Here is a 13,992-nt window from a genome sequence, read left to right as displayed (position 1 = left end):
GCTCCCAAAACGTGCGCGAGTCGGTGTCAGCCGATGTGTACGTGCTTGCGGGCGAACTCCAGTTGCAGGGCCGTCTGCGCGATGCGTTCGGCGACCACGAGCGAGCCGCGGATGGCGCCGTAGGTGTAGAGCTCGTGCTCGCGTCCGTGCTCGGCCAGCTTGGCCACGTACTTCTCGATCTGGCGCAGCGGGCAGCGGGTGTCGTTCTCGCCGGCGAGGATCAGCAGCGGGCTCTTGATCTGGTCCACGTACGTGATCGGCGAGCAGAAGGCGTAACGCTCGGGCTGCTCGTCGGGGGAGCCGCCGAGCAGGGCACGCTGGTAGGCGCGCAGGCTCTCGGCCTCGTCCTCGTAGCAGGTCTGGTGGCAGGCGATGGGCACGGCGGCGATGCCCGCGGCCCACAGGCCGGGCTGGACGCCGAGGCCGAGCAGCGCGAGGTAGCCGCCCCAGGCGGTGCCGGCCAGGACGAGCCGGGCTGGGTCGATCGTGCCCCGGTCCACCAGCAACTGGCGTACGGCGGATATGTCGGCCAGCTCGATGTGCCCCACGTCGCCGTGCAGCGCGTCCCGCCAGGCCGAGCCGTAGCCGGTCGAGCCGCGGTAGTTGACGCGGACGACGGCGAAGCCCGCGTCCACCCAGGCGGCGACCTCGGGGGAGAAGGAGTCGGTGTCGTGGGCGGTCGGGCCGCCGTGCATGAGGAAGATCGCCGGGTACGGCGCCGCGCCGGTCTCGGGCTTGGACACCAGGGCGTGGATGCGGCCGCCCGGGCCCTCGACGTCGACGTCCTCGACGGGGACGCTGGGCGGCGCGGACGGCCCGCCGGGGTTGAGCACGACCTGGCCGTTGCTCGACCGGATGACCGGCGGGCGCGAGCCGCTGGACCAGGAGTACTCGATGTGGCCGCCGGGGCGCGGCGCGGCCTCGTCGATCACGCCGTGCGGGGTGTCGATGAGCGTCAGGACGCCGCCCGCCAGGTCGTAGCGGTGCAGGTAGCTGCGGGCGCGGTGGTCGCGCACGATGAGCAGGCCGCGGCCGTCGTCGAACCATTCGGCCGCCAGGTCGCCGGGGTCCTTCAGCCAGATCTCGCGCTGCTCGCCGGTGACCGGGTCCCAGACGAGGGGCTCGTGGCGCTGGCGGCGTTCGTGCAGGGTCAGCAGGCGGCGGTCGCCGACGACCGGGGCGAAGCTGAGGCCGTGCACGCCCTTGTCGGGGCCGTCGTAGAGCTCGCCGACGGTCTCGCCGTTCTGGTCGACGACGCGGAGCGCCGGGCGGCGGAAGTCGCCGTACTCGCCGTGGTTGATGGCGATGAGGGAGCCGTCGAGGGACATGTCGGTCACCCAGGCGGCCTCGGCGTGCTCATACAGCAGCTTGGCCGGTGCTCCCGGGCGTACCAGGTGGATCCGGAACGTGCCCTCGCTGGCGAGGCTGATGGCGGCCACGCCGGTCGCCGACAGCGCGATGCCGCCCGGCTGGCCCGGCGGCAGGCCGGGGGCGGCCGGCTCGCTCGGCCCGCCGGTGAACGGCTGACGCCACCAGCTCCCGAACTCGTCGCCGTCGGTGTCGGCGAACCAGTAGATCCACTGTCCCGCCGGGTCGATCGCCGCGTGCGCGGTGCCCTTGGGCCGGTCGGTGACCTGGCGTACGGCGCCCGTCACCCGGTCCCAGGCGTAGACCTCCCACGTCCCTGTGGCGTTGGAGCGGTAGATGGAGCGGTTCGGGGCCTGACGTGCCCAGGTCGGCAACGTCATGCGCGACGCCCGGAACCTGGCCTGCCAGCGTTCCTCCGCTTTCATCCGGCGCGCCCCCTCCCATCGATGGCCCACGCCCTCTGGGTGCGGGATGCCGTCCAGTATTGCGCCTGAGTCGGGGAAATACCCGGGGAATGTGGGGGAATTTCGGACTAAATGCCCCATCAGTAACACCAGTCGCAGACGCCCGTCAAGGAACAGGTCTTGATTCGGGCTCAGGCTCGAAGATAGACAGATGAAACGCGGCTCTGACCGTAACTTTATTCTGGCCATTCTTGGCACGTCGGCTGAAATATCCGGATATGCGGGCTTCTAGCTCGGCGGGATCAGTGTGCCACGCGCTCGGGCCCATTCCCACGACCTGGACCATCTCGTCCTGTCCGAGTCTCATGTCGAACTCGATCGTGTGCCGCCCGGTCTGTGCGAACCCCTCCATGCTGCGGGCCACGCGGCGATCCTTCTCCTCGTCCACCGAGAGCAGCCCCAGCTCCTCGACCAGCGGGCTCAGATGAGCCGCGGCCGGGGTCGCGACGATCGCCGCACCGCCCGGGCGCAGGATCCTGCGGAACTCGGGCCCGTTCCTGGGCGCGAACACATCGATCACCACATCGGCCACCCCATGCCGGATCGGGAGCGGCCGCCACACGTCCGCCACGAACGCCCCCAGCCTCGGATGCGCCCGCGCTGCCCGCCGTACGGCGTGCTTGGACACGTCGAACGCCATCCCGATGCCACCGTTCACCGCATTCAGCACGGCCGCCAGGTAGTGCCCGGTGCCCGTACCGGCGTCGACGATCACTGGTGCGACCCTGCCCGCCGCGCCGCGACCTTCGACGATCACCGGTCCAACTCCTGGACCGGCCTCCACACCCGCCCCACGGTACGCTCTCGGCCCGGTTCCGTCATTCGATTCAGTAGAAGATTCACGTTTTTCTGGGACGCTCCCGGCATCCGTACGCGCCCGCACGGCCTCCGCCAGCGCCGCGGCCAGTGGATCGTAGTGGCCGGCCTCCAGGAACGCGGCCCGCGCGGCCACCATCGCGGGGCTGTCGGCGGTGCCGGGCGGTCGTGAGCCGGTGAGCAGGCTGACGTATCCCTGCTTGGCCACGTCGAAGGAGTGCCCGCGCGCGCACCTCAGGGTGCCGTCGGCGAGCTCCACGTCCGCACGGCAGACGGGGCAGATCAGGTGTTCGACGATGTCGGCCAGCATGCGCCCATTCTCCAGGGGCCTCAGGCGGCCGCGCGCAGCGCCTCCAGCAGGAAGGCGGCGTTGGACGGCGTCGTACGCAGCTTGCCCATGAGCGTCTCCAGGGCCTGCCGGCGGTCGAGGCCGGCCAGGGTGCGGCGCAGCCGCCAGATCACCTGCCGCTCCTCGGGGTGCAGGAGGATCTCCTCGCGCCTGGTGCCGGACGCCTCCAGGTCGACCGCGGGGAACAGGCGGTGCTCGGCCAGGTCGCGGGCGAGGTGGAGTTCCATGTTGCCGGTGCCCTTGAACTCCTCGTACAGGCTGTTGTCCATGCGGGAGCCGGTGTCGACGAGGGCACTGGCGAGGATGGTCAGCGAGCCGCCGCCCTCGACGTTGCGCGCGGCGCCGAAGAAACGCTTGGGCGGGTAGAGGGCACGGGCGTCGATGCCGCCGGTGAGCACCCGGCCGCCGCCGGGCGCGAGGTTGTTGTAGGCCCGGCCGAGCCGGGTCAGCGAGTCGAGCAGCAGCACGACGTCGCGGCCGGTCTCCACCAGGCGCTTGGCGCGCTCGACGGCCAGTTCGGCGACGGCGGCGTGGTCGCGGTCGGGGTGGTCGAAGGTGGAGGCGAAGATCTCGCCCTGGATGGAGGCGCGCATCTCGGTCACCTCCTCGGGTCGCTCGCCCACGAGCACGACCATGAGGTGGACCTCGGGATGGTTGCGGCTGATCCCGGCGGCCAGCGCCTGGAGGACCATCGTCTTGCCGGCCTTGGGCGGCGCCACGACGAGTCCGCGTTGTCCCTTGCCGATCGGCGCGACCAGGTCGATGACCCGGGTGCTGAGCGACTCGGTCTCGGTGACGAGCCGTTCGTCCGGATGTACGGGCGTCAGCTCCTCGAAGTGCGGCCGGTGCCGCCAGTCGGTCAGTCCGTTGACGGACACGACGGCGGCGAGCTTGCCCCCGGCCGCGGAGGCGACGACGTGGTCGCCGCGCCGCAGGCCGAGCTGCTTGACCTTCTCGGGCGGCACCCGGACGTCACCGGGCCCCGGAAGGTGTTCCGCGCGGATGTGGGCGGACTTCTCGTGCACGTCGAGGAGGCCGCTCACCTGCCGTACGGGCGTTTCCGCGCGTTGTTGCGGAATGGTGTGAACAGTCATGATGAGCCCCTTTGGGGGAGATACGCCGAGCAGAGATCGGCGAGTTCGATGAGAAGCCGGGCCCGGAGAACCTGGGCGGGGCTTGATGAGGAAGACCAGCGGAGCTGAAGCTCAACGCTTGTGGGGAAGATACCACACGTTCCGCTCCATCAAACGCCTAGCCCTCTTGGACTATTCCCGGACGGTTCTGGTGTGTTCTCCCACGCGTCCCGGCTCGCACGCGTGACAATGTTCTTCATCGCACCGAGCCGTGAGGAAAACTACCGGCCACCGGTGTAGCGAAAGGCACAGAACCCCCAGAAAAGCAGCGGCATCGTGTCAAGTGACATGCAGGACCCCTGCAACTCGACGGGGGTTCCATAGAGACATCCGAACTCCTTGGGGGATCACCATGCAGACCGTCCACTGCCCGCAGTGCCACCACACGCTCGACGAGGGCCCGATCATGTACCGCTGCGCCCACTGCCGCCGCGCGGTCTTCGCCGCCGACGTCGAGAACGAGTACGTTCCGCGCCAGCCCGTGGCCGCCTAGCCTGGCGGGATGAAGCACAGCCCCATCACCGTTTCGGGCGTCGAGGTGACGCCCCTCTGCGACGCGGTGGGCCCGATGGGCCCCGCGATCCGACTCCCGCTCGCCGAGATGTTCCCCGGCTCCAGCCCCGATGACGATCAGTGGGTCCTGCACTTCCACTGCTACCTGCTGCGCGACGGCGCGGGCCGCCTCACCCTCGTCGACACCGGCATCGGCGGGGAGGATTCCCCGGCGGCCGGCTGGGCGCCCGTTCCCGGCGTACTGATCGGTGAGCTGGCGGCGGCGGGCGTCGCGCCCGCCGACATCGACACCGTCATCCTCACCCACCTGCACAGCGACCACGCGAGCGGCGCGGTCGCGGACGGCGGGCCCGTGTTCGAGAACGCCCGCCACGTGCTCCAGCGGGCCGAGGTCGACGGCACCTCCGGCGTCGCGCTCGACCGGCTCCTGACGCCGATCAAGGGCCTGCTCCACGTCGTGGACGGCCAGGCCGAGGTCGCGCCGGGCATCCACGTCCAGCACACGCCCGGACACACCCCCGGCCACCAGATCGCCCGGGTCGGCGACCTCGCGATCACCGGCGACCTCGTGCTCCACCCGGTGCAACTGGCCGATCCGGGCGTCCACTACGTCTACGACGACGACCAGGAGACCGCCGCGCGCACCCGCGCCGACGTCCTGGCGGCGCTGCGCGCCGAGCGCGCGACGATCGCGACCGCGCATTTCAGCGAGCCGTTCATGCGTCTTTGATCTGCTACGGCACCATAGGCTGTCATGAAGATTCGTGTTGTGGCCGGTGTCGCTCTCGGTGCCGTACTGGTGGCCCCCGCCGTGGCGTCGGCGGCCACCGCGCCCGAGCTCACGGGCGCCGCCGTCTACGCAAGCGCCGGCCACCAGCTCACCCGCTACGAAGCCGGGGAGTGGAGCACCCTCGCCAAGATCGGCGCGCTGCCGCAGTTCGCGGCCTCGCCGGACGGCAGGAAGGCCGCCTGGGTGACCGACGGCGGCAACCTCCAGGTCAAGGACGGCGCCAAGACCGTCACCGCGGCCACCAAGCTCCAGGGCGGCACGCCGTGCCTGACCCCCGTCTGGTCCCCCGACTCCACCCAGATCGCCTACGCCAAGGGCGAGACCATCATGGCCGTCAGGGCCGACGGCACCGGCGCGCGCCGGCTCGGCACCTCCAAGGGCGTGTGCCACCTGGCCTGGGCGGCGGGCGGGCGCTACCTCGCGGGGTACACCGGCGAGGCCGACGCCGTCTACCGGCTCGACGTCAAGACCGGTAAGTCCGTCAAGGCCAAGGGCGTCAAGCTCGTCACCCACGTGCAGAGCCTGTCGCCGAACGGCCGCAACGCGGTCGTGGAGTTCCCCGCCAACCCCGAAGCCCTGGGGGACGGGAGCTGGCCCGCGGCCTTCAAGCCGGCCGTCGTCGACCTGGTGACCGGCAAGCAGCTCACCCCGGCCGTCAAGGGCAGGCTGATCGGCGCGTTCTACCTCGCCGACGGGCGGCTGGTCGTGCGGGTGGCGGGCAGCGCGCACAACACCCTGGTCGTGCTGGACGCGGCGGGCAAGGAGGCCCAGCGGGTCGAGGAGCCGGCCAAGGCCAGGACCCAGGCCCTGCTCCAGGTGCTGCCGTAACGTTGGCCCGGTGAACGATTTCTGGTCCACGGTCAACCGGGTCGTCACCGGGGCCGCAGCGTACATCACGGACGAGCGGGGCCGGGCGCTGCTCGTCAAGCCCAACTACCGCGACCACTGGTCCTTCCCCGGCGGCATCATCGACGCCGGCGAGCACCCGGCGCAGGCGTGTGCCAGGGAGGTCGCCGAAGAGCTCGGCCTGGTGCTGGAGGTCGGCAGACTGCTCGCCGTGAGCTGGGTCGACGGGCTGGCGTACGTGCCGTACGCGATGGTCAACTTCATGTTCGACTGCGGCGTGATCCCGTCGGGCACGGCGATCACGTTGCAGGCCGAGGAACTGGACGAGTACGGCTTCCACACCCACGAGGAGGCCGCCCGCCTGCTGCCGCCCCATGCCCACAGGCGGCTGCTGGCCGCCGCGCGGGCGCGGGAGTCGGGTGGGATGGCGTACCTAGCTCCCGGCGAGGACCGGCTGGTCGGCCAGGAGGGCTGAGGGCAGGAAGGCCATCGCCGTCAGGCCGCCGTAGGGCGAGGCCGTCAGGGTGACCTTGATGTCGTGCCGGGCGGCCAGGCGGCCGACCACGAACAGGCCCAGCCGGTCGCTCTGGGCCAGGTCGAACTCCGGCATCTTGGCCAGCCGGTCGTTGAGCTCGTCCAGCTCGATCCGCGGCAGCCCGAGGCCGCGGTCCTCGATCTCGATCATCAGGCCGTTCGGGGTGCCCGCGGTGCGTACGTCCACCCTGGTCTGCGGGGGTGAGAAGAGCGTGGCGTTCTCGACCAGCTCGGCCAGCAGGTGGGCCACGTCCGTGACCGTCGCGCCGAGCAACGCGGCCTGCGGCGGCTGGTGGATCTCGACGCGCTCGTACTCCTCGACCTCGGCGACCGCGGCGCGCAGCACGTCGAGGATCGGCACCGGGTTGCGCCAGCCGCGTCCGGGGGCCTGGTCGGACAGGATGATCAGGCTCTCCGCGTGCCTGCGCATGCGGGTGGTCAGGTGGTCCAGCTTGAACAGGTCGGCCAGGATCTCGGGCTCCTCGGTGGCCCGCTCCATGCTGTCGAGCTGGAGCAACTGCCGGTGCAGCAGCGACTGGTTGCGCCTGGCCAGGTTGACGAAGACCTGGCTGACGCCGTGCCGGAGCCTCGCCTGGTCGACGGCGGCCTCGACGGCCGTGGACTGCACGTGGTTGAAGGCCCGTACGATGTCGGCGACCTCGGAGGTCTCCGTCCTGACCTCCAGCGGCGCGATCTCGGCGGTCGTGGGCGGGCGCGTGTTCGTACGCAGCCGCTCGACCAGCCCGGACAGCCGCACCTCGGCCAGTTCGGCGGCCGCGTCGCGCAGCCCGGCCAGCTCGCGGACCAGGCGCTTGCGGAAGCGCAGCGACAACAGGATCGAGGCGAGCACGGCGAGCAGCCCCACGCCGCCGGCCACGCCGATCTTGATGAGGATGGTCGAGGCCGCCGGGTTCACCCGGTCCACGATGCCCTCGACGATCCCGGCCTGGTTGCGTTCGAGCGCGGTCCACAGGTTCTGGCCGTCCACCTCCCAGGTGGCGGCGGTGGCGGGCAGGCCGTTCATCGCGGCCTGGCCTCTGATGGCGTCCTCGGCGTCGAGGAACTCCTTGTAGACGGGCGAGCCGGCCAGCTCCTCGTACGGGCCGCGCAGGCTGCTGTCCAGGTGCGAGAGCGCCTGCGCGTACAGCAGCCGCCGGGTCGCCACCATCCCGGTGAACGCCTCGCGCTCGACGGCCTCCACCCGCCCTCTGGCCAGCACCACGACGACCATGGCGCGCTCGCGCGAGAGCAGGTCCTTGGCCTCGCCGAGCATGGTGACGGCCCTGGCCTGCCGGTAGAGCGACATGTCGGGCACCAGGACCATGGCGTCGTACATGCGGAAAGAGGCGTCCACGATCTGGCTGTAGCCGTCGATCACGGCGAGCGGGGCGACCGTCCGGTCGTCCACCTCGGCGCGGATGCCGCCCAGCAGGTCGAGCTTGCCGTTCAGGGCGTCGAGCTGCGAGCTCATCTCGGGTGACATGCCGCGCTGGTCCTTGGCCAGCTTGCGGAAGGCCGCCACGGTCCGGTCGGTCTGCCCGCGCTGCCTGGCCAGCTTGTCCCCGCCCCGCCGCGTGACCAGGAACTCGACCGAGGCCAGCCGCTCGTTCTGAAGCTGGACGTTGACCCGCTCCGACGGGGTGGCCAGGTGCGAGGCCAGCTTGTTGATCTCCAGCAGGCGCAGGCCGTCGCCGCCGGTCAGACCCGCCGCGAACGCCCACAGTCCGACCAGGGACAGCAGCGGCACGAGCAGGAGGATGAGGAGCTTCAGAGCAATGGGACGGCCACGCGTGGGGGGCATGCGACCTCCGGGTGCATGATGAGAGCGCCTCGCAGATTACACCCCCCTTTGGAAGGATTTCTGTGCGTCTTCCGCGTTCTTCCGCCGGTTGGACCATCGGCGTCTTCGGCCTGCTCGCCTTCGTACTCGGGCTCTTCGGGCTGCTCTCGCCGAACTCTCTGCTGGTCCTGCTGGGTTTCGAGGTGCTCGACGTACGCCCGTCCGGTGACTACACGCTGGTCTACATGGCTGCTTCGTCCATGGCAGCGGTGAACATGGGCGTCTATTACGTTTTCGCGGCTTCCGCCGACTACACGCCGTTCTTTCGATGGACCGTGCCATTCAGGCTCGTGACGTTCGCGGTGTTCACCACGCTGGTGCTGACGGGGGCGGCGCCGGGCAAGTTCTTCGGCGTGGGGCTCTGGGAAGGGGTCGGGGCGCTGGTCACCGGGTTCGCGCTCTGGCGCGAGGGCAAGTTGCTGCCCTCGCGCCCCTGAGCTCACGGTCTGGTGTCGTCGGTACGGCCCGCCACGAGCCGGTCCCCGTCGACCGGTTCGCCCGCGGCCCGGTCGTTCGCGGCCCGGTCGCCCGTCACGCGGTCGCGTTCGAGTCGCCGTTCCAGGTTGCGCTTCTCGTCCTCCAGCCGGGAGACCCGGCCCGCGGCCTCGGCCCGTGCGGTACGCAGCCTGCGGCGCTTCCTGGCGGTCCTGCGCGACCCGGAGCCGATCAGCCAGAGTCCCGCCAGCAGGGCGGCCGCGGTGACCGCTCCGGCGAGGAACATCTGCACATGATCGAGCTGGTACGTGTTGCCGAACAGGATGTACCTGGAAGTCTCCTCGGTCGCCACCAGGGCGACGGCGCCGCCGGCGAGCAGGACCAGGATCAGACCCAATAAGACCATCCGAACTCACCCCTTGTCGTCAGAGCGCGTTTCTTCTGCCCTGACGCGGGCGGGGTATGCGCATGATGGCGGTTATGAGACCCGATCCTGGCCAGGTGCTGCATTTCTCCGAGGACCCGACCATCGAGCGGTTCGTGCCCCACGTCGCGGTGACGTCGTCGCTGGGGGAGCCGTACGTGTGGGCCGTGGGCCACGACCGCTGTCCCGACTACTGGTTCCCGCGCGCCTGCCCCCGTGCGATGGCGTGGCGGGGGCCGGACACCTCGGACGAGGACGTCGCCCGGATCGCCGGCGCGGGCTGCGGCGAGCGCGTCCACGCCGTCGAGTACGGCTGGCTCAGGGCCATCATGGACGTCCGGCTGTACGCCTACCGCCTGCCCGCGGCCGAGTTCGCGCCGATCGGCGACCCGCCGCACGCCGTGGTGTCGAAGGTCCCGGTCGTCCCGATCGGCCCGCCCGAACCGGTGGGCGACCTGTTCGAGCTGCACGAGCAGGCGGGCATTCAGCTACGCCTGCTGGACAACCTGTGGTCGTTCTGGCACGAGGTGACGGGCAGCAGCATGCAGTTCAGCGGGATTCGGCTGCGGAACGCGCGTCGATGAGCGCGGCCAGCTTCTCCACCGGCATCGAGCCGGGCGGCAGCTTCTCGCGGGCGTGCCGGTCGGCCTCGCGGCGCAGCACCTCGTTGACCGGCGTCGGCACGCCGTGCTCGCGGCCGAGCAGGACGATCTCGCCGTTGAGGTAGTCGGCCTCGATCGAGCCGCTGCCTCTGGCCAGGCTCTGCCACGACGATCCGCCGCCGCGTTCGACGCCTTCGACGGGGACGACGTCCACCTGGTGGCCGCGGACCCGCTGCTCGTCCTCGGCGGTGGAGTAGGGGATGCCCACGTGGTCGAAGACGCGGACGGCCTCGGCGCGGGCCCGTTCGATGAGCGCGTACATGCCGTCGGCGTGCCCGGCGAGGGCTTCGACGGCGTTGCCGAGGTTGTTGAGGAGTTTGCCGTGCTTCCAGCGCATGACGTCGGGGGTGGCGCGGGCGAGCAGGCCGTACTTGCCGAGGTCGTCGGCGATCTGCCCGGCGAGGTCGTCCACACCCTGGGGATAACGCCCGACGTGCAGCAACCCGGAGTACGGGCGGGCGTAGGCGACCACGACGCCGGGTTCGAGGTGCTCGGCGGGCAGCCACACGCACATGCCGTAGACCCGCTCGAACTTACGCAGGACAGTACGTTCGTTGGCCACGCCGTTCTGGGCGCACACGACCGGGACGTCCACCGGCCAGGGGGCGAGGGCGGCGAGGGTGTCCTGCGACTTGGTGGCCAGGATCAGCACGTCGTCGTCGCGGGTGGGGATGGGGCCGGGAGCCGTGGGGATGTGCAGGGTCTCGTCGGATTCAGGGGTGATCAGGCGGAGTCCGTCACGTTTGAGCGCCTCGTAGTGCGCCCCTCTCGCGACGAGCACGACGTCGTGCCCGCCTTGATGGAGGCGGGCGCCGATGGTGCCGCCGACTGCTCCTGCTCCGATCACTATGTAGCGCATTGTCCGAGAATGTCACTTCTTACTTCGCGAGCGCCACTTCGGTCTGCGGGATCAGGGCGGTCCCACGCGTACGCTCCCGCATGATCGTCTTGAGCACGCGCCAGCCGTCGCGTACGGCGTGCAGGTTGCTCGCGCCGTGGATCCTGGAGCGCTCGTGGCTGGGCACCTCGTGGATGACCAGGCCGGCCTGGGCGGCCCGGACGTTCATGAGGGTCTCGATCTCGAAGCCGTCGCAGTCGAGGTCCATCGCGTCCAGGTGGTCGCGCCAGAAGGCGTTGTAGCCGTAGCACAGGTCGGTGAAGCGGGTGCCGTACAGCAGGTTGGTCAGGCCCGTGAGGACCTTGTTGCCGAGCGAGCGGATGGGGCTGAGGTCGTCGGAGCCGCCGCCGGGGGCGTACCGGGAGCCCTTGGCGAAGTCGGCGCCGTCAATGAGGGTCTCGACGAAGGAGTGGATCTCCTTGCCGTCGGTGGAGCCGTCGGCGTCGATCATGACGATGATGTCGCCTCGGGCCGCCTGGAAACCCTCGATGAGAGCGTTGCCCTTGCCGCGCCGGCTCTGCACGACGACCCGCAGGTCGGGGCGCAGCCTGCGCGCCACGGCGACGGTGTCGTCGGTCGAGTTGCCGTCGACCAGGATGACCTCGTCGATCCAGGCGGGCAGCGTGGCGAAGACGTGGGGAAGGTTCTCGGCTTCGTTCATCGCGGGGACGATGACACTGACACTGGCGGCGAAGGGCTGCTTGTTCATGGCTACAAGGTGCACCTGCACACATGCAGCCCACTTGACACTGCCTTGCAGTGATCCTACTTATATGCGATCTCCACCGACCAATGCCTCGTCCGAGCGTGCGACGATCTCGTCGACGGTCTCGCCGGGGGTCTGTCCGGAGGTGTCCAGCCACAGGCCGATCCTCGGCGTCTCGGCCCGTAGAGCGGCGTCGAGCTGGGAGATCGTCCAGGTGCCGTAGCCGGTCTTGGCGCGTTCGCGTTCGCGGCGCTCGACGGCGGCGGCGTCGGGGGCGAGCACGACCACCCGGAGCGGACGGCTTCGGACCCACTTGGTGAACCGCTCCAAGTCAGCCCCAAGAACCACATCTTGCACAATAGACGTGAATCCGGCTTCGAAATACAAGTCCGCCGTCTGGGCCGCGAGCCGGTAGCGGAGGTGGAGCTGGCGCACCGCCTCCTCCTCCGAGCCGGGCGCCATCTCGGCCCGCCCGCCCACCACCATCCGGCGGAAGGCGTCGCCCCGGACGTGCGCCGAGCGCGGCAGGCGTTCGGCCAGGGCCTGGGCGACCGTGGACTTGCCCGAGGCCGAGATGCCGGTGATCAGGACGACGCCCTTCACCCGCCGACCAGCTTCCGCACCCTCTCCGCGCCCACGGCCATGAGCAGCGTCGGCAGCCGCGGCCCGGTGTCGCGGCCCACCAGCAGCCGGTAGAGCAGGACGAAGAACGCGCGCTGGGCCGCCTTGAGCTCCGGCGTGGGCTTGGCGTCGGCGGCCAGGCCGACCTGGAGCTTCGGCACGCCGTAGACCAGGCTCGTCAGGCCGTCGAGCGTCCAGTCGTCGAGGCCCTCGGCCAGCAGCCGCAGCGACTCCCGTTCGGTCTGGCCGAGCGAGTCGAGCAGCTCCTGGTCGGGCGTCTCGCGTACGTGGGTGCGCTGGTCGGCGGGCAGGTGGTCGGCCACCCAGCGCTGCGCTCGGTCGAGCCGGGGGCGGGCCTGCGCCAGGTCCTCGACGGCGTCGAGGTCGCGCAGGATGCGCAGCGCCTGCTCGTCGTGGCCGGTGGTGATGTCGACGATCGAGGCCAGCGTCCGGTAGGGCACCGGGTGCGGCGTGGCCGGCAGCGGCCCGGCGGCGGTGCTCACGGCGCGGTTGTGGGCGGCCAGCTCGGCGGGCTGCGCCTGGCCGAGGCCGACCTTGCGGCCCAGGGCGTCCCATTCGTCGTAGAGGCGCTGGATCTCCTGGTCGAAGGCGATCTTGAAGGACTGGGCCGGCTTGCGGCGGGCGTACAGCCAGCGCAGCACCGGCGCCTCCATGATCTCCAGCGCGTCGGCCGGGGTCGGCACGTCGCCCTTGGAGCTGCTCATCTTGGCCATGCCGGTGATGCCGACGAAGGCGTACATCGGGCCGATCGGCTGCTCGCCGCCGAACACCTCGCCCACGATCTGGCCGCCGACGATCCAGGCCGAGCCGGGGGAGTGGTGGTCGACGCCCGACGGCTCGAAGACCACGCCCTCGTACGCCCACCGCATCGGCCAGTCGACCTTCCACACCAGCTTGCCGCGGTCGTGCTCGGCCAGGCGCACGGTCTCGCCGAACCCGCACTCGCAGGTGTAGGCCAGCTCGGTCGTCTCGTCGTCGTACGCGGTGACCCGCGTGAGGTCGCGCTCGCACAACTCGCAGTACGGCTTGTACGGGAAGTAGTCCTCCACCTCCCGCACGCCCTCCTTGGTCCGGTACCGGTCGAGGATCGCGTCGATCCTGGACCGCTCGCGCACGGCCAGCAGGATCTGCTCGCGGTAGGCGCCGGAGGTGTACTGCTCGGTCTGGCTGATGCCCCGGTAGTCGATCCCCAGCTCGGCCAGGGCGGCGACCATCGGGGCCTTGAAGTGCTCGGCCCAGTTGGCGTGCGGGCTGCCGGGCGGGGCGGGCACGGAGGTCAGCGGCTTGCCGATGTGCTCGGCCCAGGCCGGGTCGACGCCCGCGGGCACCCTGCGGAAACGGTCGTAGTCGTCCCAGGACAGCAGATGGACGCAGTCGAGACCGCGCCGCCTGATCTCGTCGGCGACCAGGTGGGGGGTCATGATCTCGCGCAGGTTGCCGAGGTGGATGGGGCCCGAGGGGCTGAGCCCGGAGGCGCAGACGATCGGTTTGCCCGGGGCACGACGCTCCGCCTCGGAGATCACCTCGTCCGCGAACCTGGAGACCCAGTCGGCCTCTGCACTTTCCGCCATC

15 protein-coding genes are annotated in these 13,992 nt (G+C 70.6%); 6 read left to right on the top strand and 9 right to left on the bottom strand.

The window, feature by feature from the left end:
- Positions 1–26: 26 nt before the first annotated feature.
- The 3 genes from IEZ27_RS11025 to rho all read right to left on the bottom strand — a co-directional run bounded on the left by IEZ27_RS11025 (position 27) and on the right by rho (position 4,091).
- Positions 27–1,793 (bottom strand): S9 family peptidase, encoded by a 1,767-nt coding sequence (locus IEZ27_RS11025; RefSeq protein ID WP_189647104.1) that lies wholly within the window; start codon positions 1,791–1,793, stop codon positions 27–29.
- 145 nt (positions 1,794–1,938) lie between these two features.
- On the bottom strand, positions 1,939–2,958 hold the full coding sequence (locus tag IEZ27_RS11020) for a putative RNA methyltransferase (RefSeq protein WP_189647103.1): 1,020 nt from the start codon (positions 2,956–2,958) through the stop codon (positions 1,939–1,941).
- A 20-nt stretch (positions 2,959–2,978) separates the two neighbouring features.
- Entirely contained in the window at positions 2,979–4,091 is a 1,113-nt protein-coding gene (gene rho / locus IEZ27_RS11015) for a transcription termination factor Rho (protein ID WP_189647102.1), read from the bottom strand.
- A 391-nt stretch (positions 4,092–4,482) separates the two neighbouring features.
- On the opposite strand from rho, the gene IEZ27_RS11010 reads away from it, so the two are divergent.
- From IEZ27_RS11010 to IEZ27_RS10995, 4 genes are read left to right on the top strand one after another with little or no spacing between them, the layout of a single operon-like run.
- A complete protein-coding gene (locus IEZ27_RS11010) occupies positions 4,483–4,623 on the top strand; it encodes a hypothetical protein (protein WP_185845112.1) in 141 nt (46 codons plus the stop codon).
- Between the two features lie 9 nt (positions 4,624–4,632).
- A complete protein-coding gene (locus IEZ27_RS11005) occupies positions 4,633–5,373 on the top strand; it encodes an MBL fold metallo-hydrolase (RefSeq protein ID WP_229823863.1) in 741 nt (246 codons plus the stop codon).
- Between the two features lie 24 nt (positions 5,374–5,397).
- Positions 5,398–6,261: a TolB-like translocation protein gene (locus IEZ27_RS11000; protein WP_125644106.1), complete on the top strand. Its 864-nt coding sequence runs from the start codon at positions 5,398–5,400 to the stop codon at positions 6,259–6,261.
- Positions 6,262–6,271: 10 nt separating this feature from the next.
- Positions 6,272–6,754: an NUDIX domain-containing protein gene (locus tag IEZ27_RS10995; protein WP_125644104.1), complete on the top strand. Its 483-nt coding sequence runs from the start codon at positions 6,272–6,274 to the stop codon at positions 6,752–6,754.
- Here the strand turns inward: IEZ27_RS10995 and IEZ27_RS10990 are convergent.
- The gene (locus IEZ27_RS10990) at positions 6,713–8,614 is read right to left on the bottom strand and encodes a sensor histidine kinase (protein ID WP_189647101.1); all 1,902 of its coding nucleotides are present in this window, start codon (positions 8,612–8,614) and stop codon (positions 6,713–6,715) included. The genes IEZ27_RS10995 and IEZ27_RS10990 overlap by 42 nt on opposite strands.
- Before the next feature lie 62 nt (positions 8,615–8,676).
- On the opposite strand from IEZ27_RS10990, the gene IEZ27_RS10985 reads away from it, so the two are divergent.
- A complete protein-coding gene (locus tag IEZ27_RS10985; RefSeq protein WP_185845111.1) occupies positions 8,677–9,090 on the top strand; it encodes a hypothetical protein in 414 nt (137 codons plus the stop codon).
- Between the two features lie 2 nt (positions 9,091–9,092).
- On the opposite strand, the gene IEZ27_RS10980 is transcribed toward IEZ27_RS10985, so the two are convergent.
- Positions 9,093–9,494, bottom strand: a complete 402-nt coding sequence (locus IEZ27_RS10980) for a hypothetical protein (protein WP_189647100.1) — start codon at positions 9,492–9,494, stop codon at positions 9,093–9,095.
- A 74-nt stretch (positions 9,495–9,568) separates the two neighbouring features.
- On the opposite strand from IEZ27_RS10980, the gene IEZ27_RS10975 reads away from it, so the two are divergent.
- Positions 9,569–10,096, top strand: coding sequence for a DUF6886 family protein (locus tag IEZ27_RS10975; protein WP_189647099.1), 528 nt, complete (start codon positions 9,569–9,571; stop codon positions 10,094–10,096).
- On the opposite strand, the gene IEZ27_RS10970 is transcribed toward IEZ27_RS10975, so the two are convergent.
- The 4 genes from IEZ27_RS10970 to lysS are packed head-to-tail and all read right to left on the bottom strand — an operon-like array spanning position 10,062 to position 13,991.
- Entirely contained in the window at positions 10,062–11,033 is a 972-nt protein-coding gene (locus IEZ27_RS10970) for a ketopantoate reductase family protein (RefSeq protein WP_189647098.1), read from the bottom strand. The genes IEZ27_RS10975 and IEZ27_RS10970 overlap by 35 nt on opposite strands.
- 19 nt (positions 11,034–11,052) lie before the next feature.
- Complete coding sequence (locus tag IEZ27_RS10965) at positions 11,053–11,781, bottom strand: glycosyltransferase family 2 protein (protein WP_189647097.1); 729 nt, start codon at positions 11,779–11,781, stop codon at positions 11,053–11,055.
- Between the two features lie 60 nt (positions 11,782–11,841).
- Positions 11,842–12,381, bottom strand: a complete 540-nt coding sequence (locus IEZ27_RS10960) for an AAA family ATPase (RefSeq protein ID WP_189647096.1) — start codon at positions 12,379–12,381, stop codon at positions 11,842–11,844.
- On the bottom strand, positions 12,378–13,991 hold the full coding sequence (gene lysS, locus IEZ27_RS10955) for a lysine--tRNA ligase (protein ID WP_189647095.1): 1,614 nt from the start codon (positions 13,989–13,991) through the stop codon (positions 12,378–12,380). Before lysS ends, IEZ27_RS10960 begins: the two co-directional genes overlap by 4 nt.
- Position 13,992: the final 1 nt, after the last annotated feature.

The organism is Nonomuraea spiralis (assembly GCF_014648435.1).
GTDB lineage: Bacteria > Actinomycetota > Actinomycetes > Streptosporangiales > Streptosporangiaceae > Nonomuraea > Nonomuraea spiralis.
Note: the sequence above shows the minus strand (reverse complement) of the source record. Positions and strands in the feature narration are given on the sequence as shown.

What these genes read in the sequence shown, in the direction of transcription:
- lysS (WP_189647095.1), bottom strand. Translation starts at nt 13,991, where the DNA reads ATGGCGGAAAGTGCAGAGGCCGACTGGGTCTCCAGGTTCGCGGACGAG.
- IEZ27_RS11005 (WP_229823863.1), top strand. Translation starts at nt 4,633, where the DNA reads ATGAAGCACAGCCCCATCACCGTTTCGGGCGTCGAGGTGACGCCCCTC.
- IEZ27_RS11000 (WP_125644106.1), top strand. Translation starts at nt 5,398, where the DNA reads ATGAAGATTCGTGTTGTGGCCGGTGTCGCTCTCGGTGCCGTACTGGTG.
- IEZ27_RS11020 (WP_189647103.1), bottom strand. Translation starts at nt 2,958, where the DNA reads ATGCTGGCCGACATCGTCGAACACCTGATCTGCCCCGTCTGCCGTGCG.
- IEZ27_RS10975 (WP_189647099.1), top strand. Translation starts at nt 9,569, where the DNA reads ATGAGACCCGATCCTGGCCAGGTGCTGCATTTCTCCGAGGACCCGACC.
- IEZ27_RS11025 (WP_189647104.1), bottom strand. Translation starts at nt 1,793, where the DNA reads ATGAAAGCGGAGGAACGCTGGCAGGCCAGGTTCCGGGCGTCGCGCATG.
- IEZ27_RS10990 (WP_189647101.1), bottom strand. Translation starts at nt 8,614, where the DNA reads ATGCCCCCCACGCGTGGCCGTCCCATTGCTCTGAAGCTCCTCATCCTC.
- IEZ27_RS11010 (WP_185845112.1), top strand. Translation starts at nt 4,483, where the DNA reads ATGCAGACCGTCCACTGCCCGCAGTGCCACCACACGCTCGACGAGGGC.
- IEZ27_RS10965 (WP_189647097.1), bottom strand. Translation starts at nt 11,781, where the DNA reads ATGAACAAGCAGCCCTTCGCCGCCAGTGTCAGTGTCATCGTCCCCGCG.
- IEZ27_RS10980 (WP_189647100.1), bottom strand. Translation starts at nt 9,494, where the DNA reads ATGGTCTTATTGGGTCTGATCCTGGTCCTGCTCGCCGGCGGCGCCGTC.
- IEZ27_RS10970 (WP_189647098.1), bottom strand. Translation starts at nt 11,033, where the DNA reads ATGCGCTACATAGTGATCGGAGCAGGAGCAGTCGGCGGCACCATCGGC.
- rho (WP_189647102.1), bottom strand. Translation starts at nt 4,091, where the DNA reads ATGACTGTTCACACCATTCCGCAACAACGCGCGGAAACGCCCGTACGG.